The sequence below is a fragment of the Sorangium sp. So ce381 genome, from assembly GCF_051473845.1.
Classification (GTDB): Bacteria; Myxococcota_A; Polyangia; order Polyangiales; family Polyangiaceae; genus Sorangium; species Sorangium atrum.
Genome location: NZ_CP150336.1, coordinates 12,613,676 through 12,635,820, shown reverse-complemented (window position 1 = coordinate 12,635,820; position 22,145 = coordinate 12,613,676). Strand labels below are relative to the sequence as shown.

Annotated in this window: 15 protein-coding genes; 8 read left to right on the top strand and 7 right to left on the bottom strand. The window is 73.2% G+C overall.

Annotation, left to right across the window (positions count from 1 at the left end; translation table 11 throughout):
* Positions 1-55: 55 nt before the first annotated feature.
* The 3 genes from WMF29_RS47530 (at position 56) to WMF29_RS47520 (ending at position 5,219) form a co-directional block, all read left to right on the top strand.
* On the top strand, positions 56-2,911 hold the full coding sequence (locus tag WMF29_RS47530; RefSeq protein ID WP_437326635.1) for a DUF4175 family protein: 2,856 nt from the start codon (positions 56-58) through the stop codon (positions 2,909-2,911).
* The gene (locus WMF29_RS47525) at positions 2,908-4,470 is read left to right on the top strand and encodes a hypothetical protein (protein ID WP_437326634.1); all 1,563 of its coding nucleotides are present in this window, start codon (positions 2,908-2,910) and stop codon (positions 4,468-4,470) included. The genes WMF29_RS47530 and WMF29_RS47525 overlap by 4 nt, the downstream gene beginning before the upstream one ends.
* Positions 4,471-4,613: 143 nt before the next feature.
* Positions 4,614-5,219: a hypothetical protein gene (locus WMF29_RS47520; RefSeq protein WP_437326633.1), complete on the top strand. Its 606-nt coding sequence runs from the start codon at positions 4,614-4,616 to the stop codon at positions 5,217-5,219.
* Positions 5,220-5,322: 103 nt separating this feature from the next.
* On the opposite strand, the gene WMF29_RS47515 is transcribed toward WMF29_RS47520, so the two are convergent.
* Positions 5,323-6,804: a sigma-54-dependent Fis family transcriptional regulator gene (locus WMF29_RS47515; RefSeq protein ID WP_437326632.1), complete on the bottom strand. Its 1,482-nt coding sequence runs from the start codon at positions 6,802-6,804 to the stop codon at positions 5,323-5,325.
* Between the two features lie 56 nt (positions 6,805-6,860).
* Positions 6,861-7,703, bottom strand: coding sequence for an MBL fold metallo-hydrolase (locus WMF29_RS47510; protein WP_272096768.1), 843 nt, complete (start codon positions 7,701-7,703; stop codon positions 6,861-6,863).
* Between the two features lie 546 nt (positions 7,704-8,249).
* Between WMF29_RS47510 and asd the strand changes: the two genes are divergently transcribed.
* The 3 genes from asd to WMF29_RS47495 are packed head-to-tail and all read left to right on the top strand — an operon-like array spanning position 8,250 to position 13,443.
* On the top strand, positions 8,250-8,975 hold the full coding sequence (asd, locus tag WMF29_RS47505; protein WP_437326631.1) for an archaetidylserine decarboxylase: 726 nt from the start codon (positions 8,250-8,252) through the stop codon (positions 8,973-8,975).
* A complete protein-coding gene (locus tag WMF29_RS47500; RefSeq protein WP_437326630.1) occupies positions 8,972-11,359 on the top strand; it encodes a methyltransferase domain-containing protein in 2,388 nt (795 codons plus the stop codon). Before asd ends, WMF29_RS47500 begins: the two co-directional genes overlap by 4 nt.
* 20 nt (positions 11,360-11,379) lie before the next feature.
* The gene (locus tag WMF29_RS47495) at positions 11,380-13,443 is read left to right on the top strand and encodes an FAD-binding protein (RefSeq protein ID WP_437326629.1); all 2,064 of its coding nucleotides are present in this window, start codon (positions 11,380-11,382) and stop codon (positions 13,441-13,443) included.
* Between the two features lie 49 nt (positions 13,444-13,492).
* Here WMF29_RS47495 and WMF29_RS47490 read toward each other — a convergent pair whose 3' ends face one another.
* The 5 genes from WMF29_RS47490 to rpmE all read right to left on the bottom strand — a co-directional run bounded on the left by WMF29_RS47490 (position 13,493) and on the right by rpmE (position 17,253).
* Positions 13,493-13,831 (bottom strand): histidine triad nucleotide-binding protein, encoded by a 339-nt coding sequence (locus WMF29_RS47490; protein WP_437326628.1) that lies wholly within the window; start codon positions 13,829-13,831, stop codon positions 13,493-13,495.
* 15 nt (positions 13,832-13,846) lie between these two features.
* Positions 13,847-14,437, bottom strand: a complete 591-nt coding sequence (locus WMF29_RS47485; RefSeq protein ID WP_437326627.1) for a hypothetical protein — start codon at positions 14,435-14,437, stop codon at positions 13,847-13,849.
* Positions 14,437-15,534 (bottom strand): peptide chain release factor 1, encoded by a 1,098-nt coding sequence (prfA, locus tag WMF29_RS47480; RefSeq protein ID WP_437326626.1) that lies wholly within the window; start codon positions 15,532-15,534, stop codon positions 14,437-14,439. Before prfA ends, WMF29_RS47485 begins: the two co-directional genes overlap by 1 nt.
* A 62-nt stretch (positions 15,535-15,596) precedes the next feature.
* Positions 15,597-16,772, bottom strand: coding sequence for a DUF1385 domain-containing protein (locus tag WMF29_RS47475; RefSeq protein ID WP_437326625.1), 1,176 nt, complete (start codon positions 16,770-16,772; stop codon positions 15,597-15,599).
* A 274-nt stretch (positions 16,773-17,046) separates the two neighbouring features.
* On the bottom strand, positions 17,047-17,253 hold the full coding sequence (gene rpmE / locus WMF29_RS47470) for a 50S ribosomal protein L31 (protein ID WP_012241637.1): 207 nt from the start codon (positions 17,251-17,253) through the stop codon (positions 17,047-17,049).
* Between the two features lie 567 nt (positions 17,254-17,820).
* On the opposite strand from rpmE, the gene dnaK reads away from it, so the two are divergent.
* Positions 17,821-19,740 (top strand): molecular chaperone DnaK, encoded by a 1,920-nt coding sequence (gene dnaK, locus WMF29_RS47465; RefSeq protein ID WP_437326624.1) that lies wholly within the window; start codon positions 17,821-17,823, stop codon positions 19,738-19,740.
* A 215-nt stretch (positions 19,741-19,955) separates the two neighbouring features.
* Positions 19,956-21,983 (top strand): hypothetical protein, encoded by a 2,028-nt coding sequence (locus tag WMF29_RS47460; protein WP_437326623.1) that lies wholly within the window; start codon positions 19,956-19,958, stop codon positions 21,981-21,983.
* The last annotated feature ends 162 nt before the right edge of the window (positions 21,984-22,145 follow it).

Here is a 22,145-nt window from a genome sequence, read left to right as displayed (position 1 = left end):
GTGATCAACCCGATCCGCTGGACCACTCCCCGCCGCCGGTTACCCTTGCCTCTCCATGGATAACGAGGCGCCGGCCCTGTCCATCGCGCGGCTGCGCTCCGTCTGGGATGCGGAGGTAGGCCCCTCCGCGCGGCGCGCGCTCACCGCGGCGGCCTGCGCAGGGCTGTTCGGCGCGGCGCACGTCGCGCGCGTGGGCTCCCCGCTCGCCCGCGGGCTCGCCGGCGCCGGGCTCGCGCTGCTGCTCGCGGCGATCGCCGCGCGGGCCGTCCTCGTGCGGCGGCGGCGCGGCGACGCCCGGCGCACGGTGCGCGAGATCATCGGTCGCACGGACGAGGCGCTCGGCGCCGCCACCCTGCGGGCGCTCACGCTCGCGGATCGCGCCGCGGCCGACGATCGCGTCGGCTCGCCGGAGCTCGCCGGCCTGCACCTCCGGCGCCTGCTCGGCCGCGCCTCGCAGGCGCGCATCATCGCGCGCGCGCGGCAGGCGGCGACGCGGTGGGCGGGCGCAGGCCTCGCCCTCGGCGCGGCGGCGCTCGCGGCGGCGGCGATCGAGCCGTCGCGCGTCGTCGAGGGGCTGGACGTCCTCGCCGCCCGCGGCGGCGAGGCTCCCCTCGATCTGCCGTGGATCGAGGAGGTCGAGATGACGGCGGCGCCCCCCGAGTACCTGCACCAGGGCGCGGAGGAGCTCCTGCCGTTCGCGCCGACGATGCAGCCGCGAGGGACCGTGATCACGGTGCGCGGCCGCCCCGTCCGCGCGGGGCGCGCGCTCGTGCTGACGGACGGCGGCGCCGAGGTGCCGTTCGTCGACGACGGCAAGGGCGCCGTGGTCGCCCGCTGGACGCTCGGCGAGTCGACGACCCTCCAGGCGGCCGCGCGCTTCGGGCGGGTGCGCGTCCGGCAGGCCGACACGCAGCGCGTCGTGTCGATCCCGGACGACGCGCCGCGCGTCACGCTCGAGGGCGCGCCGCGCACGGTGAAGCTCCTCGACGAGCCCAGCATCCCGCTCCGCTACGAGATCACCGACGATCACGGCCTGCGCGAGGTCGATCTCGTCCTGCGCGCCGGAGCGAAGGAGGAGCGGCGGGTGCTCTCGCGGCCGGCGGCGGACGCGAAGGTCGACCGCGGAGGCTACGAGCTCCGGGCGCGCGATCCCTTCTTCCGCAGGACGTACGTGCCCGTCGAGGTGCGGATCGAGGCGCGGGACAACGATCCGATCGAGGGCCCGAAGTGGGGCAGGAGCGAGGCGATCCTGGTCGTCCCGCCGCAGGTGGGCGAGCCCGAGGCGCGGCGCTACGCCGCGCTCGTGAAGGCGCGCGACGCCCTCACGGATCTGCTCGCCGACCGCATCGGCCAGAAGACGCCGGAGGCGGGCAGCGCGGCGGCGCACGCGGCGCACGAGGCCGAGGTGCAGGCGACCGCCAGGGCGGCGGTCGATGCGGCGCTCTCCGCGGATCACGGCGGGCTGCGGGTGCGGGGGCGCATCGCGTCGCTCGCCCGAGGTCAGCTGGCCCGGCTCGACGCGGCGCTCGCCGCCGAGCGGAAGTCGACGACCCGCGCGGCGCACCAGGGGCTGCTCGACGAGACCGAGGGCGCGCTGCTCGCGTTCGACGCCGGCCTGCGCGGCCTGGGCCACCGCGACGCCCGGGCCGTCGCCCAGCGGCTCGCCGATGTCGCGGACGAGGCGGCGGCGGCGGCCGAGCTGCTGGGCAGCGGCGACCGCGAGGGCGGCGAGGTCCGCCTGGAGGCGGCCGTCACGGTGCTGGGCGGCGGGGGCGTCGAGCTCGGCAAGCTCGGCGAGCTCGGCCTCGACCTCGGCGAGATCGTCGCGAACGATCTTCGCAGGATCGCGCGCGCCCGCGGCGTCGGCGACTGGCTGCACACCGAGCTTTCGGCGCGCGACCTCGCGGCGCGGCTCAGGCGGCCGGAGCCTTCGTTCGGCGGCGGCGGCCGCGGCGGGGTGGAGTCGGGCGCGCCGCGCGGGCCCGACCCCGGGGACGCGTCGAACGCCGACGAGAGCGTCGCCCAGAGCGAGCGGGATCTCGAGGAGCTCGCGCGCGATCACGCCGCCGAGACGAACGCGGTCGCCGAGGAGCTCTCGCGCGCGTCGCGGCCCGAGGACGTCGCGGCGCTCCGGGAAGAGGCGAAGAAGCACGCGGAGGCGATCCGCGAGGCCGTGCGGGACCTGCCGCAGCCGGGCGCGGCCCCGGGCTCGGCCGAGTCCGCCGCGGCGGCTGGCAGGGAGCAGGCCGAGGCGATGGCGGGAGCGCTGGAGCAGGGCCGGCCCGAGGAGGCGGTGACGAGCGGCCGTGGCGCGATGCGCTCGCTGGGCGACGCGAAGCGGCTCGGCGCGCAAGCCGGCGGCTTCTTCCCCGAGGAGCGCGCCGCTCGCGAGGCCGCCGAGGCGCAGCAGGCGCTCGCCGAGGAGCTGGCCTGGGCCGAGGAGGCGCTGCGCAAGCTGCGGCAGGCGGCGGCAGAGCGGGCGCGGGACGGCCTCGGGAAGTCGAGCCAGCGCGAGGGCTCGCTCGCCGACCGCGCGCGCGATCTCCGCAAGCGGGGCGAGCGCGGCGACGGCCGCATGCCGGAGGAGACGCTCGATCGCCTCGACGAGGCCGAGCAGGCGATGCGCGACGCCCAGCGCGCCCTCGCCGAGGGGGACGGCGAGAGCGGCAACGAGCGCCAGCGCGACGCGCAGCGGCTGCTCGAGATGTCGAGCAGCGAGGACCAGGGTCAGGAGGGCGACGCCGAGTCGGAAGGGGAGCGGAACATGGCGAGGAAGGCCGACATCCCGGACAAGGACAAGCACAAGGGCCCCGAGGAGTTCCGCCGTCGCGTGCTCGAGGGGCTCGGGGGGACCTCGGAGCCGCGGCTGCGAGAGGCGGTCAAGCGTTACGCGGAGGGGCTCCTGAAATGACGCGCACCGGCGGCGGGGCAGCCCCGGCTCGGCGCGGGGCGGCGATCGCGAGGCGCGGCCTCCGGGCGGCGATCCTCGCCGGGCTCGCGACGGCGTCGGCGACCGCGTCCGGCCGCCTCACGGTCGGCGATCTCGATCGCGCGTCCCGGGCGCGGGCCGCGATCCTGGAGATCGACGTCCCCGCGGCGCGAGACGCCCTGAAGGACGCGGATCCGGCGGACCTCGCGCTCGCGCTCGAGCGCGGCCGCCTCGCCATCTACGAGGGCGACTGCGACGCCGCCTCGGCGATCCTCGCGCGCCCCGATCTCGCGGCGACGGCCGAGGGCGCGGCGCTCGGGGACATCGCGCGCGGCTGCGCCCGGGCCACCGCGGCGACGGTCGTCGTGAACGACGAGGAGCGCGGCGTCTGGGTGCGGCTCCAGGACGACGACGATCGCGCGCTCGTGCCGTTCCTCGTCGACGTCGCGGCGAGGACGCGCGACGTGCTCGCGAAGGACCTCGGCGTCGAGCTCCTCCGGCCGCTGCGGATCGATCTCGTCCGCGATCAGTTCACGCTCTCCGCGATGACGGGGCTGCCCGAGGACGCGGCGCGGACGACGGGCACGGTCGCCATCGCCAAGTGGGGGCGGGTGACGATGCTCTCGCCGCGCGCCACGCCGAACGGCTATCCCTGGCTGGACACGCTCGCGCACGAGATAACGCACCTCGCCCTGTCGCGCGGGACGCGCGACAACGCCCCGCTGTGGCTGCAGGAGGGCGTGGCCAAGCGCGAGGAGGTCCGCTGGCGCGAGCCCGACCCGCTGGACGACGTGCCGTCCGCCGACGCGATCGCCTTCCTGGGCATCCAGAAGGGCCTCGGGCGGCCGCTCGACAAGATCGGCCCCTCGATCGCGATGCTCCCGAGCGCGGAGGAGGCGGCGGTCGTGTTCGCCGAGGTCGCGAGCTTCATCCGCTACTGGACGAGGGAGGCGGGCGACACGGCGCTGCCGCAGCTCTTGCGCCGGCTCAAGGACGCGAGCAGCGACGCGGACCTCGAGCGGGCGATCGCCGAGATCTCCGGCGCCGATCTCGCGGCGTGGGACAAGCGCTGGCGCGCCTACCTCGCCGGCGTGCCGGCCGACGTGCCGCCCGACCTCGCGCCCGGCGCGGACATGCCGCACCGGCAGGAGGTGAGCAAGCGGGTGCGGCTCGGCCAGCTGCTCCACGACCGCGGCCACCACGCCGCCGCCGCGGTCCAGCACGCGCGCGCGCAGGCGCTCGCGCCGCACGAGCCGGCGGTGCGCTGCTTCCTCGCCGCCGCCCTGCTGGCGTCGGGCGAGCGCGCGAGCGCCTCGCCGCTCGTCGAGCGGGTGGAGGACGTGAACAGCCGCTACGGCCGGTGGTGGTCGCTGCACGGGCTGCTCCACGGGGGCCCCGACGGGGACCGCTCCTTCTCGGCGGGCACGGCGCTCGACCCGCTGAACCCCGACGTGGCCTGCGAGGAGAAGCTGCCGCCCGATCTGCCCGGCGATCCCCTCCGTTCGGCCCTCTGCGAGGCCGCGCGCCGCAGGGCGCGCTAGCCCCTCGCATCAGAGATCCAAAAAAAGACGACGAGACGAGGAAATAACGCCGCTCAACGCAATGGCGCGCGAGCGGCGGTTTGTGCGTGAGCGCGCCCGCTCCGGATTCCGTCGCGCCGGAGCGCGCTCCTACGGTGCGCGGGATGCCGAACCCTGGTCGCATCCCCTTGATGATCGCGCTGGGCCTCGCCCTGCCGACCCCGGCCTACGCCCACGGCGCGCAGCGCGCGCCGCAGCCGCGTGCGCACGGCGAGCTCAGCGCGTCCTCCGTGCTGGCGTTTGGCCTGACCCCCACGGCAGGCGTCGGCCTCTCGCCCGCCGTCGCTCTCCGCTGGTACGACCTGTCCGTGTCGCTCGAGGCGCGGGCGCTCGTCGCGCTGGGCAGCGCTCCGAGCGATCTGCCGAGCGCCGGGCCGCGGCGCATCAGCGCCGGGCTGGGGGTCATGTCGCTCTGCAGGCACCGGGACGGCGTCTTCCTGTGCAACGTCTTCCAGCTCGGCGCTGTCCGCGCGCCCACCGCAGAGACCATCACCCAGGCGGAAGACGGCGTCCTCTGGCTGCTCACCTCCGGCGCGCGCGGCGGCGCCGAGTGGCGCGTCGCGCGGTACCTCCAGCTGCGCAGCTTCCTCGAGCTGCACATCGTCATGGCGCGCCCTCTGCTCTCGGCCGGCCCGGCCGCGAGGTGGAAGACCTCGGCCGTCGCGGCGATCGCCGGGATCGGCCTGACGTTCCCGGTGGACCCGGGGTGACCCGGGGTGAAGCGCGTCGCGCCTGCGCCCCGCGGCGCGCGCCTCCGCGGGCCTCGCGCGGCCCAGGCGCCGCGCCGGAGGAGGTCGCGCGCCCCGCGCGGCCTCAGTGCTTCGCGCGGAGCGCGCGCGCCAGGGTGTTCCTGCCGACGCCGAGCCGCTTCGCCGCTTCCGTCTTGTTCCCCTCGCACGCCCGGACCATCGCCTCGACGTAGCGCCGCGTCACCTCGTCGAGGGTGAGCCCGAGCGGCAGCGCGACCCGCGCGTCGCCCTCGGGCGCGGCGGCGGCGTGCGGCGGGGCGCCTTCGCCCCGCCGCGTCGGGAGGTGCCCCGCGGAGATGCGGCCGTCCGGCGCGAGGGCGATGGCGCTCTCGACCCAGTGCTCGAGCTCGCGCACGTTGCCTGGCCACGTATGAGCGCGGATGTGGCGGAGCGCGTCCGGATCGAAGCGCGGCGACGGCCTGCCGTACCTCGTCGCGTAGACGTCCGCGAAGTGCCGGGCCAGCGTCTCGACGTCCTCGGGGCCGCGCTCGCGCAGGGCCGGCAGATCGATCTCGACGACGCGCGCGCGGTAGTAGAGGTCCTTCCGGAAGCGCCCCTCGGCGACCGCGCGCTCGAGGTCGCAGTGCGTGGCGCACACGACGCGCACGTCGGCGCGGAGCGACTGGCGACCGCCGACGCGCTCGAAGGAGCGGTCCTGCAGGAAGCGGAGGAGCTTGCCCTGGATGTCGAGCGGCAGGTCCCCGAGCTCGTCGAGGAACAGCGTGCCGCCCTCGGCGAGCTCCACCTTGCCCGGCACGCGCCGGTCCGCGCCGGTGAACGCCCCCCGCTCGTGGCCGAAGAGCTCGCTCTCGACGAGCTGCGCCGGCAGCGTCGTGCAGTCGACGGTGACGAACGGCTTCGTCTGGCGCCTCGAGTTGACGTGGATCGCCCGGGCGAACAGGCTCTTGCCCGTGCCCGTCTCCCCGCGGAGGAGCACGGTCGCGTCGGTCTGGGCCGCGAGCTGGACCTTCTCGTACACGGCGGCCAGCCGCTCGCTCCGGCCGACGATCCGGTTGAACGGCCCCTGCAGCACGACCCCCGGGCCGCCGCCCTCGGCAGCGCGGAGCGTCGTCAGCGAGAGGGCGCGGGCGAGCTGCGTCGCGAGCGCGACGAGGTAGCGCTGGTCCTCGTCGTCGAAGGGCGCGCCTGCGCGGTTCAGCAGCTGGACGACGCCGCGGACCGGCGCGGCGCCGTCCTCGCGGATGGGCGCGACGAGCATCGAGCGCGTCGTGTAGCCCGTCGCCCGGTCCGCCGACGGATCGAAGCGCGGATCGCGCGAGGCGTCGTCGACGCGCACGACCTGTCCGGTCGTGGCCACGTGCCCGGCGATGCCGCGCTCGAGCGGCTGCCTGAGCGAGGGGAGCTCGGGCAGCAGGGCGACGCGCGTCACGAGGTCGCCGCGCTCGGCGTCGACGAGCCAGATCGTCGCCCGGTCGGCGCGGAGCGCCTTCGCGAGCCGCTCGCACGCCGTGCCGAGGAGGGCGTCGAAGTCGACCTCCCGGGCGAGGAGGGAGGCGAGATCGACGAGCAGCGAGAGGCGCGACATGGATAGCGGAGCAGTGTCCAGCATAGAGGGCGCCGCGCTTGTCGTCATCCGCGTCATCACGCTGCCCGCGCGAGGGCCTCGACGTGGATGCAGAGCCCCTCGCGCGCGGCGACCGAGGCAGGGAAGAGCTCGCGGGAGAGGCGCTCGATCTCCGCGACGCCGGCGTCCGTCCGCTGCGGGTCGTGGTGGAACAGGACGAGCTTCCGCGCGCCGCACGCCCGCGCGATCTCCGCGCCCGCGACGTACGTCGAGTGCCCCCACCCCACCTTCGAGCGCCCGCCGTCGCCGCGGTACTCCTCCGGGGTGTACTGCGCGTCATAGATGAGCACGTCGGCGCCGTCCGCGAGCGCGCGCAGCGCCGGATCGACGCAGGCGTAGTGCTCGGTGTCGGTCGCGTAGACGACGCTGCGGCCCTCGTGCTCGACGCGGTAGGCGAGGACGCCGCCCGGGTGGTTGAGCTTGGCGATCCGCACGTGGACCTCGCCCACGTCGAACGCCTCGCCCGGCCGCGCCTCCCGCACGGCGATCTGCGCTCCGAGCTCGTCCATGCGGACGGGGAAGCTCGGCGCGGCCATCTGCGTCGAGAGCACCTCTCGGAGGCTCCCGATCCCGTGCGCGCTGCCCACGATCGACAGCCGCGAGCTCGGCAGGTACGCCGGCACGAAGAACGGCAGGCCCTGGATGTGGTCCCAGTGCAGGTGCGACAGCAGCACCGTTGCCTCGACCGGTCCCTCCCGGAGCAGGGCATCTCCGAGCTTGCGTACGCCCGTCCCCGCATCGAGGATGATCCGCGACGAGCCGCAGCGAACCTCCACGCAGCTTGTGTTTCCGCCCACCGCAGCCGTCTCCGGCCCAGGCGAAGCGATGCTCCCGCGAACTCCCCAGAACTTGATCTCCATCGTTGTTGCGAGCCTCCACGGCCCTCTTCAGCGAGCGGCGTGCCAGGACGTAGGCCCTTGAAAACGCTCTGCTTTTCTGCTGCGCCCGCGGAGGTCGATCGAAGTTGCAGCGCGAGGTCCGGATCGCCGCTTCAGAATGGAGCGCGCCGACGGGGCGGCCGGCGCGCTCTCGCGCCCCCATTTGCGCGGAGCGGCGCTTCGCGATTGACGCGCTCGCAGCGACGTGGAGAAACGTGGGGCGCGGGGGACGGGCCTGGCGTCGCGCCTCGGATCGCGCTGTGCGTCGCGTCAAGGCTGAGCTCCCTCGCTGGCTGGGGATCGCGCCGACGCTGGAAGGTTCGTCTGACCCGAGCGTTGACCAAGGTCCTTCCTGAGGCCTAGCATTCCTGCACCGCTCTCTTTCCCGCATCGTTACCGCTGCTCCGCACAATGACCGTTGCCACCTACGCCGCCGCACAGCTGTTGCGGGTGCTTCCGCGAGAGCGCATTACCCGGGCCGTTGGCCGCCTCTGCGACGCCAGGGCACCCGCCGCCGTCTTGAACACGGTGGTGAGGCTCTACGCGCGCGCGTACCGCGTCGACATGGACGCCGCCGAGGTGCTGACGAGCCCTTACGAGAGCTTCGACGCGTTCTTCACGCGCAAGCTCCGCGAGGGGATGCGCCCTGTCTGCTCCGATCCCGGAGCCATCACCAGCCCTGCCGACGGACGGGTCGAAGCGCTCGGCCCCGTGACCGACGGCGGGCGGCTGACCATCAAAGGGCGGCCCTACCGCGTGGAAGACCTCGTGGGCGACCCCGCGGAAGCCACGCGTTATGACGGCGGGCAGTTCGCGATCGTCTACCTGTCGCCCCGCGACTACCACCGGGTCCATTCGCCCGTCGCCGGGCAGGTGAGCCTCATCCGCTCGATGCCGGGGGAGCTGTTCCCGGTGAACGCGATCGGCGAGCGCCACGTCCCGGGCCTCTTCGCGCGCAACCGGCGCGTCGCGATCGTGATCGACACGGAGCGCCAGGGCCGCGTTACGGTGGTGATGGTGGGCGCGATGATCGTCGGACGGATCACGGTGAGCGCCGTCGACGCGCGCGACGTGCCGCTCGGCCTGCACACGATCTCGCCGGCCCTCCCGGTCGCGGCCGGCGAGGAGATCGGCAAGTTCCACCTCGGATCCACCGCGGTCATGTTCGTGGAGCGCGGGGTAGCGCCCCCCTGGAGCAGGGCTCCTGGGCCGATCCTCTACGGCGAGCCGCTGGGCGGAGGGGACCAGCGATGACGAGCGAGCGGCCGCGCAACCCCCTGGCTACGCCCGCCCAGGAAGGCGGCGCCTCCGGAGAGCCCGGCGCGCCGCTGCCGGGCGAGGCAGGGAACGCGGCCGCACCGCCGCCGCAGGGAGAGCAGGGCTCGCTCCCCGCGCGAGCGTCCGCTCCGCGGCCCGAGCGCGCCCCCAGCGTGCGCCCGCAGCTCGCGACGACGACCCCGCTGCCGCTGCCGCGCCTCGACGTCATCGCGGGCATCGCGGACGGGAGCTCCGGCGGGCCGATCGCGGAGATCCCGGATCTCGATCTCGACCCGCGGATCGCCGGCCCCCCCACGGAGCGCTCGCGGCACGGCGCTCCCCTGCCGACGAACCCCAGCTCCAGGCGGTCCTGGCAATCGCTGGCTGCGGAGGTGGAGCGGGCCGCGGAAGTGGAGCGCGGCGAGGGCGCGAAGACCGGGCGGCGGCGCTCGCGGCGGCTCGTGAACGTGTCCGGAGACGCGGCGCAGCAGGCCGACGATCAGGTCGCCACGCAGGACCGCGCCACCGTGCCGGAGGATTCCGCGACGCCGCGCTCGCGCGCGCTCGACGACGCGGACGACGACGGGTGGCCGAGCGCCTCCGAGAGGCGGCCCAGCTACCCGACGCTCGAGGCGCCCAGGCCTCCCAGCGAGCCCGCGCTCGATGGCCCCCCCAGGCCCGCCAGCAAGCCGGCGGCTGCGACGGCGACGGCGACGAACCTGGCGGAGCTGGTCGCCCCCCGTGCCGTCCCGCGCCCGTCCCCGAAATCCTCGAGCCTGCCGCCGATGCCGGCGCCGAGTGGGCTCATCATCGATCCCGATTCGGTCGCGGTGATCCGGCCGCTGCAGATCGTCAGCATCGAGTCGGACCTGCCGCCGGTGCCGCCGGTCGCCTCGGTCGCCGAGCCCGCCAGACCGCCGCTCTTGACCGATCCGGCGGAGCACGAGTGGCCGCCGCTCCAGTTCAGGATCCAGCCGGACGAGGCCCCGACCGGGATGGGCCTCGAGTCGTTCCAGGAGGGCCTCTCCGAGGGCCCGCCGACGGCGCGCGACGCCGCCTTCGACGCCCTCCAGCCGGAGCCTCGAAGGCGGCCAAGGAGGCAGGCCTCGGCGCCGGAGATCGACGCGCGCCCCTTGGACTGGCCGCTGGGAGCGGGCGCGGACGAGCTCGCGGAGGTCGAGCCCGAGTCCGAGCCCGTCAACGAGGCGAAGGCCCTGCTATCGGACGCTCCTCCCGGAGGAGGCGAACGCCAGCAGGGGCAGGGCGATCCGACGCGCATCACCGTGCCGCCGAAGAGCACCGAGGTCGAGCTGGAGGAGGTCGAGCCCGAGCGCGAGGCCGAGCTGGCCGACGCGAGCTCGGCCGCGCAGACCGACCCGCACGCCGCGCAACCCAAGAAGCCGCCGCCGCCTCCCTTGCCGCCGCGGCGCCCGCGCGCGCAGGCGCTGGCGTCGCCGGATCTCGCGACGTTCACGAGCTCGGTGCCGCCGCCGCCCGTATCGGCGCCGCCCGTGTCGGCGCCCCCGTCTCCCAGCGAGCCGTCCGCGGCCGCGCGGCCTGCCGCTCCCGCGGCGGCGCCCGCGGCGAAGCAGGTCGAGCACGACTCCGGCCCCTCGACCGAGCCCGCCGCGCGCCGGAAGCGCCCGTGGTGGGAAGAGCTCTTCGGCGACGACTTCCTGCGCACGCTCGACAAGATCGACAGCAAGGTGGTTCGCCGCGAGGTCGATTTCATCGAGGAGCGGCTCGGCGTCGAGAAGGGCGCGGTGATCCTCGATCTCGCGTGCGGCGCAGGCGGCCACGCGATCGAGATCGCCAGCCGCGGCTACAGCGTGGTCGGCTACGACCTGTCGCTCGCCATGCTCGCCCGCGCCGCCGACGAGGCGCAGGACCGCGGCCAGAAGCTGAACTTCCTCCAGGGCGACATGCGGGAGATGACGTTCGAGGAGACCTTCGACGGCGTCTACTGCTGGTCGACGAGCTTCGGCTACTTCGACGACGAGAAGAACGCGGATGTCCTCGCCCGCATCCGCCGCGCCCTCCGCCCCGGCGGAATGCTCCTGCTCGACATCGTCAACCGCGACTACGTGGCGTCCCGCCAGCCGAGCCTCGTCTGGTTCGAGGGGGACGGCTGCGTCTGCATGGATGAGATGCACGTGGATTTCTTCACGAGCAGGCTCAAGGTGAAGCGCACCGTCATGTTCGAGGACGGCCGCTCGCGCGAGCTCGACTACTCGCTCCGCATCTACGGGCTGCACGAGCTCGGCAAGGTGCTCCACGAAGCGGGCTTCAAGGTCACCGAGGTGACCGGGCACCCTGCGCACCCCGGCGTCTTCTTCGGCTCCGAGTCGCCGCGGCTCATCGTCCTTGCCGAGCGGAGCTGAGGCGCTAGGGCTCCCCGCGAATGAGCTTCGAGGCCGCGATCGCGCGCGCGTTGCCGGGGATCCCGCGCAGCGCCTCCCCCGTCGATCAGATCGCCTACGCCCGCGATCTCTGGCCGCGGCACCACCTCGCGGTGACGGAGGGCCGCATCGCCGAGCACCGGCCCGGGATGATCGTCTGGCCGTCCTCCACGGCGGAGGTCGCCCAGGTGGTGCGCTTCTGCGCCGACGAGGGGCTCCCGCTGGTGCCCTTCGGGGCGGGCTCAGGCGTGTGCGGCGGCGTCTTGCCGGACGAGCGCACGGTCGTGCTCGACCTCAAGCGGCTCTCCCGCCGCCGCTCGCTCGATCGTGAGGCCCCGTCGGTCGAGGTCGAGGCCGGCGCGCTCGGCATCCGCTTCGAGGAGGAGCTCAACGCCGAGGGCTTCACGCTCGGCCATTTCCCGTCCTCCATCCTCTGCTCGACCGTGGGGGGCTGGGTCGCGGCGCGCAGCGCCGGCCAGTGCTCCGGGCTCTACGGCAAGATCGAGGACATGGTCGCGTCGCTCGAGTGCGTCGTCGGCCGCGGCGAGATCGTCCGCTTCGATCGGCGCGCGCGAGGCCCGGATCTCACGCCGCTCCTCATCGGCAGCGAGGGCGTGCTCGGCGTGGTCACCGCCGCGACGCTCCGGCTGCACCCGGCGCCGCCGGCGCGCGCCTTCGCCGCGTTCTCGTTCCCCAGCGTCGAGGCCGGATGGGACGCGATGCGGGCGATGTTCCAGGCCGGCCTCCGCCCGGCGGTCTCGCGGCTCTACGACCCGTTCGACTCCTTCATGGCCCGGCTCGGCGCCGTGCGCCGGCAGCGCGCCCACGCCGGCGCAGCCGATGAATCCTCCGAGGGGGCGGCCGCGCGGGGGCGCGGCGCGCGCGGCGCGCGCGGCCCTGGCGCCGGCGCCGCGGTGCTTCGCGGCCTGCTGCGCGCGCCGGGGCTCCTCAACCAGATCGTCGACGGCGTCGGGTCGCGCGTGCTCCGCGGCGCGACGCTCATCCTCATCTTCGAGGGCACGGCGCGCGCGAGCGCGGACGACCTCGCCCGCGCCGCGGCGATCGCGGAGCGCGGCGGGGCCAGGCCGCTCGGCGAGGAGCCCGCGCGCCACTGGCTCGCGCACCGCTACAGCGTGAGCTACCGCCAGGCGCCCGTGTTCATGGCCGGCGCCTTCAGCGACACCATGGAGGTCGCCGCGCCCTGGTCGCGCCTGGACGGGCTCTACCGCGCGGTGCGCGGCGCGCTCGGGCGCCACGTGTTCGTGATGGCTCACCTGTCCCACGCGTACCCGGACGGCTGCAGCATCTACTTCACCTTCGCTGGCAGCGCGCCGAGCGTCGCGGCGGCCGAGGCGAAGTACGACGCGGCCTGGCGGGCGGCCCTCGACGCCGCGATCGACGCCGGCGGGACGCTCTCGCATCACCACGGGGTCGGCCGGAGCAAGGCGCCGCGGCTCGGCGCCGAGCTCGGCCTCGGCGCCGACGTCATCCATGCGCTCCGCGGCGTCTTCGACCCCGCCGGCGTCATGAACCCTGGCAACCTGCTCCCGCGCGAGGGCTCTTCCGCCGCGCGCCGCCCGCTGCCGCCGCCGCCCGCTGCGCCGGTGCTCGACGGCGACTCCATGCTCGTGCACGCCGCCGGCGCCGCTCGCCTCGGCGAGATCGAGCGCGCCCTCGAGCAGCGCGGCCTCACGCTGGCGATCGATTTCGGCGCGACCTCGCCCGAGCTGACGGTCGACGCGTGGATCGCGGCGGGCGCCCCCGGCGCCCCGGATCCGTGGAGCGATCCGGTCGATCACCTCGTCGCCGGGTTCACCGCGCGGCTCGCGTCCGGCGCCGAGCTCGCGGTGCGGCCCGCCCCGCGGCGCGCGGTGGGCCCGGATCTCTTCGCGCTGTTCCTCGGCGTGGGTGGGCGCGTCGGCGCCATCACGTCCGCGCACCTCCGTGCCCACGGCGCGTCGCGGCCCCGCGCCCTGCCGACCGCGTTGCCGCGGCAGCCGTCGCTCCGCGACGACGAGGCGGCGTGGCTCGACGCGGTGGTGAGCGCCGCCCGCGACGTCCGCTGAGCGCGGTCGGCGCGGCGCTCGCTCGGAGCGCGGCCGGCGCGGGCGGCGTTCAGCCCGGAGGCCAGGCCATCGGCCTTCCACCCATCACGTGGACGTGGATGTGGAAGACCGTCTGGCCGGCGTTCGCGCCGCTGTTCACCACGGTCCTGAAGCCGCTCTCCGCGATGCCGGTCAGCTCTGCCACCCGCCGCGCTGCGAGGAGCAGCCGGCCGAGGATGGCCTCGTCCTCGGGCGTGGCCTGGGCGATGCCCGCGATGTGGCGCTTCGGGATGACGAGCGCGTGCGTGGGCGCCTGCGGGTTCACGTCGTGGAAGGCGATGACGTGCTCGTCCTCGAACACGACCTTCGACGGGATCTCCTTGTTCGCGATCTTGCAGAAGATGCACATGGCCGCCTCCTACTCCTAGGGTGCTTGCGAGTCACGCCGCGCCCGGTCACGCGGCAGCGCCCTGGTCCCGGGGTCCGGCTCTCCCGGCGCCCCCTCGCCGGGAGGCTCCAGCGTTCCGCCGCGCTTCCCCTCGGGCAGCAGCCGGGCGAGCACGCGCTCGATCCGCGACGAATCTGCCGGCTCGGGGAGGAGATCGCGCGGCAAGGCGGCGCCTGTCGCCGAGCTCGGCGCGGCGTCCCCGCCTGCTGGCTGCTCGGCCCGAGGGACCGCTCCGCGCGCGACCGCGATGCGGAGCACCGCGAGCTCCAGGGCGTCGAGCGCGGCGGTGCGCTTCAACCCGAGCGACGGCACGTCGTAGGTGAGCAGCGCGCCGCCGCTCGCGGCGGGCGCGAGCCCGGCGCGGTCCGCGCCCGCGACCAGCTGCCGCACGATGCTCCTGAGCAGCGCCGCCCGCCGCCGCACACGGCGCGCCTCCGGGTCGGCGTACAGCGAGAAGAAGCGGTTTCGCGAGAAGGTCGACGGCGCCAGCACGAGCGCGACGAGCAGCGCCTCCGGATCGACGGCCGGCGCGTCGATGGGCGGCGCGCCGATGGGCGGCGCCCCCATCACGTGGCGGGCTCCAGCGCGCCGGGCCCCGAGAGCCCGCCGCGCCGCAGGAGCTCCGCCTGGCGGTGCGTGCGCAGCGCGCCGATGAGCTCGTCGAGATCCCCTTCGATGATCTTGTCGAGCTTGTGCAGCGTCAGGCCGATCCGGTGATCCGTCACGCGGTTCTGCGGGAAGTTGTAGGTCCGCACCTTCTGCGCCCGCTCCCCCGTGCCGACCATCGTCCTTCGCTCGGCGCTCTGGGCCTCCTCCTGCCGGCGCTGCTCGAGCTCGAGCAGCCGGCTCCGGAGCACCTTCATCGCCTTCGCCTTGTTCTTCAGCTGGGAGCGCTCGTCCTGGCACTTCACGATCATGCCCGTCGGCAGGTGCTTGAGCTGCACGGCGCTGTTCGTCGTGTTGACGCCCTGGCCGCCGGGGCCGCCCGACGCGGCGATCGAGATCTCCAGGTCCTTCTCGTCGATGTGCACGTCGACCTCGTCGGCCTCGGGCAGCACGGCGACCGTCGCGGTCGAGGTGTGGATCCGCCCCTGCGTCTCGGTCGAGGGGACCCGCTGAACGCGGTGGACGCCGCCCTCGTACCGGAGGTGGGAGTAGACGTCCTGCCCCGTGATCAGCGCCGCGACCTCCTTGTAGCCGCCGGCGGAAGCCTCGCTCAGGTTGAGCACCTCGACCTTCCACCGCTTCGTCTCTGCGTAGCGGCAGAGCATGCGGAAGAGATCGGCCGCGAAGAGCGCCGCCTCCTCGCCGCCCTCGCCGCTGCGGATCTCGATCACGGTGTTTCGCGTGTCGTTGGGGTCCTTCGGCAGGAGGAGCACCTCGAGCTCGGCGGCGAGCCGCTCTCGCTCGAGCTCGAGCTCGGGCAGCTCCGCCTGGGCGAGCTCGGACAGGTCGGGATCGCTCAGCGCCTCGCGATCCTCGGCGATGCGCCGCTCGACGTCCCGCAGCCGGGCGAAGGCGACGACCACGGGCTCGATCTCGGTCCGCTCGCGGTTGAGCCGCTGGAGCTCGGCCGGCGCGGAGAGCACCGCCGGGCTGCACATGAGGTGCTCGAGTTCCTGAAAGCGGCGCTGAACCGCCTCGAGTTTCGCGATAGGTAGCATCTGCAATCCGAAGACGACGCGGGGTTGGACGGCGGCGAGGGGCCCGGCGGAGCCGGCGCGCGCTAGCCGTGGGCGCCTGCGTAGCCGGGGTCGGCCAGCAGCTTGGAGTAGTCGGCGAACACCCGATCGGGCTGGACTGGAGCGGCCACCGAGGCCTCGCGCCAGAGCGTCGCACGGAGCGACGCGAGGGCGATCTCCAGCTGCGCATCGTCGGGCTCCGCCGTGGTGATCTTCTGGACCAGGAACCCCGGCCAGAGCAGCACGCGGAGCGGGCCGGTGGTGCAATAACGCGCGAAGATCCGCTGGATCTCGAAGGTGACCGCGGCGATCAGCGGGAGGAACGGCAGCTTCATCAGAAAGAAGGTGACGCTCTCGACGAGCCGGCCGCCGGGCAGCTTGGGCAGGAGCGCCCCGAGGGACGCCCCGGCCACCGAGAACACCACGATCGACACGAGCGCCACCATGACGAGGAACGTCGTCCCGCAGCGGGGGTGCATGGCCGTCTTCCGGCGCGCGTTCTCGACCTCGAGGACCTCGCGCGCCTCGTAGGTGGAGATCGCCTTGTGCTCGGCGCCGTGGTACTGGAAAACGCGTCGAACCTCGGGGATCTGGCGGATCAGGAGGAGGTAGCCGACGACGATGGCGAGCTTCGCCACGCCGGTGATCGCCTGGAACGCCGGCGACGTGACCTCGAGCCCGAGGCCCAGGAGCTTGTTGACCAGCTCGGCGCCGGCCTGGGGCGCCGCCACGAAGAGCAGGACCGCGAAGAGGATCGGGATCATGCCCATCCCTCCCCCCCGCTTCTTCCCCTCGCCCTGGCCGCCCGGCGCGGGGCTGCCCGTGATCTGCGCGGGCTCCACGTCCTGCGCCGCGATCGCCGCCATGCTGAGCGCCAGGGAGGTGAGGTTCACCCCGCCCGCCTGCCCTGTGCTCGAGCGCTTGGCCTCCGGCCCCTTGGCCGAGCCCGCCTCCTCGTCCGAGAGATCTTGCTCGTAGAGGTCCGCGGACCAGCGGAGCGCCTGGGATCCCAGGCGGAGCGACTCGACGAGGGTCGCGATCCCCCGCACGAACGGCCAGGTGCGCGCCCCCTTCGAGACGGCGGTCATCGGCTGCTCGCGCACGACCAGCTCTCCCGAGCGGCGCCGGCAGACGATCGCGACCGAGCTCGGCGACCGCATCATGACCCCTTCGATGACCGCTTGGCCGCCGATATACGGACGTGCAGGCTGATCGCTCATACGCGTTCCAATCTAGCGCATAACACGGCCAGCGCATCGGCCCGACCGACCAGCGCCGCACAGATGAACGTGCCGACGTCGTTCGATCCGCGTTCGATCTGCGTCCGATCCGTGTCCGCCCGCGTCCGCGGCGCGCGACGTCTCGGCCGCTCACGCTCCGCAGGGAGCGAGCTCGGGGCGAGCCCATCCATCCGCCACGCCCCGGGCGGGCGTGGCGTGACGGGCGAATCCGGCAAAAGAAGGGATATCGGGGCGAGAGGGACGATCGGCGCGGCTACTTGCCTGCGGTCGCGTACTTCTTGCGGAAGCGGTCGACGCGGCCGGCGACGTCCATGATCTTGTGCTTGCCCGTGTAGAACGGGTGGCAGGCGGAGCAGACGTCGGTGGTGAAGCTGCCGCGGGTGGAGCGGGTCTCGACGACGGCGCCGCACGCGCAGGTGATCGTGGAGGCCTTGTACTCGGGGTGGATGCCGGGCTTCATGGTGAGTCCTTCGGGTGTTGCGAGGGAGGGCGCCTATAGCTCAGCGCGTCTTGGACCGCAAGAAGCCCCTCAGACGCGCCCGCTCTTCTGTCTCTCGTCCGGTTCTCGTCCGGCCCGCTCGCCGTCGTTTTCGCGTTCACGACGTTGCGCGAGTTTTCGCTGATTTTCGCGAGGCCGCGCAGCGAGGCGGCCCTGGCGCTGCCGGCCGAGCCCGCCGCGCTTCCTCCAGGAGCGAGGCCCCCGGATCGAGACGCTGGCGGAGCGAAGCGCGGACACCTTAGGTGCGGCGTGACCTGGCTCCGGTCAAGGTCCGGGCAGCCCCAGCCCGCGCGCACGGCAATTGCTAGGGGCGGCGTTGACGCTCGGGCGCACATGGTTAGCTTCGCGGTCGCGAGCCAGCGAGCTCGCGAAAACTCGGCGAAAGTATCCGGATTCCCAGCGGTTTTTGACGGCTCTGGAGCGGTGGCTCGCGGCAGCTGTCAGCTGAGCCCTGCTGGCCGGTCGGGTCTTCTCGCCCCCCGTGGTCATCAGGCCGTCGCGCAAACAGTTCTCGGAGGGTTCAACGTCATGGGCAAGATCATCGGCATCGATCTCGGCACGACCAACAGCGTCGTCGCGGTGATGGAGGGCAAGGAGCCCAAGGTCATCGTGAATGAGGAGGGCTCGCGCCTCACGCCGTCCGTCGTGGCCTGGGACGACAAGGGCGAGGTGCTCGTCGGACAGATCGCCAAGCGCCAGGCAGTCACGAACCCCACCAACACGATCTACTCCGCCAAGCGCTTCATGGGGCGCCGCTTCGAGGAGGTGCAGGAAGAGGCGAAGCGCGTCCCGTACACGGTCAGCAAGGGCAAGAACAGCGACGCCTCGATCGCCGTGCGCGGCAAGCAGATGTCGCCCCCCGAGGTCTCCGCGAAGGTCCTTCAGAAGCTGAAGAAGGCCGCGGAGGACTACCTCGGCGAGAAGGTGACCGAGGCCGTCATCACCGTGCCGGCGTACTTCAACGACTCGCAGCGCCAGGCGACCAAGGACGCGGGCCGCATCGCCGGGCTCGACGTGAAGCGCATCGTCAACGAGCCCACGGCCGCCGCGCTCGCGTACGGGCTCGACAAGAAGAACGAGCAGGTCATCGCCGTCTACGACTTCGGCGGCGGCACGTTCGACATCTCGATCCTCGAGGTCGGCGACAACGTCGTGCAGGTCATCTCGACCAACGGCGACACCCACCTCGGCGGCGACGACGTCGACCACCTCGTGATGGACTGGCTCGCGGCCGAGTTCAAGAAGGACACCGGCATCGACGTCTCGAACGACAAGATGGTCGTGCAGCGGCTCAAGGACGCCGCGGAGCAGGCGAAGATCGAGCTCTCGAACGTGCAGGAGACGACGATCAACCTGCCGTTCTTGACCGCGGACGCCTCGGGGCCGAAGCACCTCCAGAAGCAGCTCACCCGGGCGAAGCTCGAGCAGATGATCCGGCCGCTCATCGACCGCACGCTCGAGCCGACCCGCAAGGCGCTCGCCGACGCGAAGAAGTCGCCGCAGCAGATCGACGAGATCGTCCTCGTCGGCGGCTCGACCCGCATCCCGCTCGTCCAGGAGACGGTCAAGAAGTTCTTCGGCAAGGAGCCCCACAAGGGCGTGAACCCGGACGAGGTCGTGGCCGTCGGCGCCGCGGTCCAGGCGGGCGTGCTCTCGGGCGACGTGAAGGATCTCGTGCTGCTCGACGTCACGCCGCTCTCGCTCGGCGTCGAGACGCTCGGCGGCGTGATGACCGTGATGATCTCGAGGAACACCACGATCCCGACGCAGAAGAAGGAGATCTTCTCGACCGCGACCGACAGCCAGCCCAGCGTCGAGGTCCACGTGCTCCAGGGCGAGCGCACCGAGGCCCGCTACAACCGGACCCTGGGCCGCTTCCACCTGGAAGGGATCATGCCGGCGCCCCGCGGCGTGCCGAAGATCGAGGTGACGTTCGACATCGACGCGAACGGCATCCTCTCGGTGCACGCCAAGGACACGGCCACCGGCAAGGACCAGCGCATCACGATCACCGCGTCGGGCGGCCTGAAGGAGGACGAGATCAACCGGATGGTCAACGAGGCGGCGGCGCACGAGGCCGAGGACAAGCGCCGGCGCGAGGAGATCGAGCGGCGCAACAAGCTCGATAACCTCTGCTACACGCTGGAGAAGACGATCAGCGAGAACAAGGACAAGCTGCCGGAGGGCGACGTCTCGGCGCTGAACGGGATCATCGCCGAGGGGCGGTCGGCCATCGAGAAGCAGGACGACGCGGCCGTGAGCGCGGCGCTGGAGAAGCTCGAGAAGGAAGCGCACCGCATCGCGAGCGTCATGTACGAGAAGGCCGGCCCGCCCCAGGACGGCGGCGGCGCCGCGCCCGGCGGCGCGCCGGGAGGCCAGCAGCCGCCCCCCGCCGGCAGCAAGGGGAAGGACTCGGTCATCGACGCGGAGTTCGAAGAGTCGAACTGATCGACGCGAGGAGCCCGCTCCTCGACGGTGGGCGAACGAGCGCGGATCCCTCCGCGCTCGTTCGCCAAGCGCCAAACGCAACGAGCGCGGATTCGTCCGCGCTCGTTCGCATTTGCGGCGACCGCCGCGCGGTAGGCGGCGCATGCAGCCGTCGCCTGCGCAGCGCGCTCCTTGGGCGTCGACTCGGATGTCCGGGAGCCGTATAACGGGCGCTCATGCGAACTCTCCTGCCGATCGCCCCCCTGGTCCTGATGGCCGGTTCCCTCGCCTGCGGGCCGTCCCCCGCGCCTGTCGCGCCGACAGCAGGACAAGGCGAGGTCAAGGCCGGGCCTGCGCAGGTCGCCGCCAGCCCGGCGTTCGATCTATCCCCCGTCGCCGAGCCGGCCGACATCGTGGGCGTGCTCCGCTGGAGCAACCCCGCGGCGACGCTGTCGAGCATCGCGACGTGCGCCGGGCTGCCTCCGGCGCTCGCGGAGACGGGAGCGCAGGCGTTCTCCTCGGGTGTGCTGAGCGAGCTCGTGAGCCCTTCCATCAATACGGACCAGCTCGCCGCGGTGCTCGCGCTCGACGCGCCGGTGCACCTGATCGTCGCGCTCGATGACAGCTCGAAGCGGGGCAAGCCCGTGGCGGCCGTGTCGCTCGGGCTCACGTCGCTCGAGCGGGCGAAGGGCGCGCTCGAGGCGGGCGCGTCCCTCACCGAGGTGAAGCCGGGCATGTGGAAGATCGGCGGCAAGGAGCCCTCGTCGTCGAGCTGCTTCCTCGCCGCGTCCGCCGGCTCGGCGCCCGCGCGGCTCCTCTGCGGCGATCGGGACCGGGACGTGACGACGCTCGGGCCGTACCTCGCGCGCACGCTGCCGACGCTCGCGCCCGAGGCGCGCGATCTCCACGGCGAGGTCCGCTTCGTCCCGCTCAGCACGAAGTTCGGCGGCATGGCGAAGCAGCAGCTCGGCGGGCTCCCGATCCTCGCGCAGAGCCAGCTCTCGATCGGGCAGCCCCAGTTCGACCGGGCGCTCACCGACGCGGCGACCGGCGTCCAGCAGGAGCTCGAGGCGCTCATCAACGACGCGAGCAAGGCGGTCGTCGATCTCCAGGTCGACAACCAGTCCTGCGTGAACCTCACGGCGGCCCTGGAGCTCCGGGGCCAGTCGTCGTGGCTCGCCAAGACGATGGCCGACAGGGCGAAGCGCGCCGGGGCCGCGCCGGAGCTCTACTGGCGCGCGCCGAAGGACAGCGCCGGCGCGTTCTTCGACCACGGCTACGACCCGGCGCACTACGGCGGCATCCTGAAGACGCTGCGCGAGATGCTCGAAGGGTGGCTGGAGAAGGAGAAGATCGGCAAGCCCGCCGATCGCAAGGCGCTCGCCGACCTCCTCTCGCTGCCGATCAACCAGGGGCCGAGCGTGTCCGCCCACGGGTACCCCGACGCGCCTCCCGCCGCTGCCCAGGCCGGGAAGCCGGCGCCGAACGAGGCGCTCGACAAGATGATGGGGGGCTTCGTCGGCTGGAACCTGTTCGGGTTCGAGGAGGCCCCCGACGCGCTCATCAAGTACGTGAAGAACGCCGTCACCGCCTACAACACGCCCGGGCTGCGCAAGCGGCTCCCGGAGATCGACGTCGATCCGAAGGAGCTGCCGACGGTCAAGACGGTTCAGGCGCCGAAGGAGCTCGGGAAGACGTCGCTCGCCGTCGAGATCCAGATCGTCCGCGATCTCCCGCCGCTCGACGGCGACGCGGGCTCGACCCCCGCCGCCAAGGGCAAGCAGAGGCCCAAGCTGACGATGACGCTCCACCTCCTCGTCATGGGTGAGGAGAAAGCGACGTGGATCGCCTTCGGACACGACAAGGGCGACCTGCTGAGGCGGCTCGCCACGGTGAAAGCGGGCGCGCCCACCGCAGCGACGCTCGCGTCACGTCCGGGGCTCGAGAAGCTGAAGACCGGGAAGTTCGCCTGGGGTGGATTCTCGACGCTCGCCCCGATCACCCGCACGTTTCAGAGCGTGCTCTCGACGCTGGATCAGCCCGGCGCGGCGCCGGTGGCGCTGCCTCAGGAAGCTCGAATCTTCGGCGAAGCGCTGGCAAAGCTCCCCCACAAAGGGGAAGGGCTAATGTTCGTCACGACCCAGCAGCAGGGCGGCGCCGCGCCGCGGGCCGAGATCTCGATCAACGTGTCGAAGCCCGTGCTCGAGGACATCGGCGCGCTCGTCGCGGCAGGGCTTCGAATGGCCGGCATCACGAAGCCATAGGCTCGTGGATGCGCTATCACCACAACCAGTAACCTGGCGCGGCTGCTTCTGCTCGGTCGTGTTCCCTGGTCACCGCGCCACGCGCGTGCTTCGTCCGCCCACGTTCAAGATCGGTACGCGAATTGCCACCGAAAAGATGAGAGGAAACAATGAACAACCGTG

Bases quoted from the DNA above. Each gene is read 5' to 3' on its own strand.
- dnaK (WP_437326624.1), top strand. From the start codon at position 17,821: ATGGGCAAGATCATCGGCATCGATCTCGGCACGACCAACAGCGTCGTC.
- WMF29_RS47510 (WP_272096768.1), bottom strand. From the start codon at position 7,703: ATGGAGATCAAGTTCTGGGGAGTTCGCGGGAGCATCGCTTCGCCTGGG.
- prfA (WP_437326626.1), bottom strand. From the start codon at position 15,534: ATGCTACCTATCGCGAAACTCGAGGCGGTTCAGCGCCGCTTTCAGGAA.
- WMF29_RS47460 (WP_437326623.1), top strand. From the start codon at position 19,956: ATGCGAACTCTCCTGCCGATCGCCCCCCTGGTCCTGATGGCCGGTTCC.
- WMF29_RS47500 (WP_437326630.1), top strand. From the start codon at position 8,972: ATGACGAGCGAGCGGCCGCGCAACCCCCTGGCTACGCCCGCCCAGGAA.
- WMF29_RS47525 (WP_437326634.1), top strand. From the start codon at position 2,908: ATGACGCGCACCGGCGGCGGGGCAGCCCCGGCTCGGCGCGGGGCGGCG.
- WMF29_RS47490 (WP_437326628.1), bottom strand. From the start codon at position 13,831: ATGTGCATCTTCTGCAAGATCGCGAACAAGGAGATCCCGTCGAAGGTC.
- WMF29_RS47475 (WP_437326625.1), bottom strand. From the start codon at position 16,772: ATGAGCGATCAGCCTGCACGTCCGTATATCGGCGGCCAAGCGGTCATC.
- WMF29_RS47520 (WP_437326633.1), top strand. From the start codon at position 4,614: ATGCCGAACCCTGGTCGCATCCCCTTGATGATCGCGCTGGGCCTCGCC.
- WMF29_RS47485 (WP_437326627.1), bottom strand. From the start codon at position 14,437: ATGGGGGCGCCGCCCATCGGCGCGCCGCCCATCGACGCGCCGGCCGTC.
- WMF29_RS47515 (WP_437326632.1), bottom strand. From the start codon at position 6,804: ATGTCGCGCCTCTCGCTGCTCGTCGATCTCGCCTCCCTCCTCGCCCGG.
- WMF29_RS47495 (WP_437326629.1), top strand. From the start codon at position 11,380: ATGAGCTTCGAGGCCGCGATCGCGCGCGCGTTGCCGGGGATCCCGCGC.
- WMF29_RS47530 (WP_437326635.1), top strand. From the start codon at position 56: ATGGATAACGAGGCGCCGGCCCTGTCCATCGCGCGGCTGCGCTCCGTC.
- rpmE (WP_012241637.1), bottom strand. From the start codon at position 17,253: ATGAAGCCCGGCATCCACCCCGAGTACAAGGCCTCCACGATCACCTGC.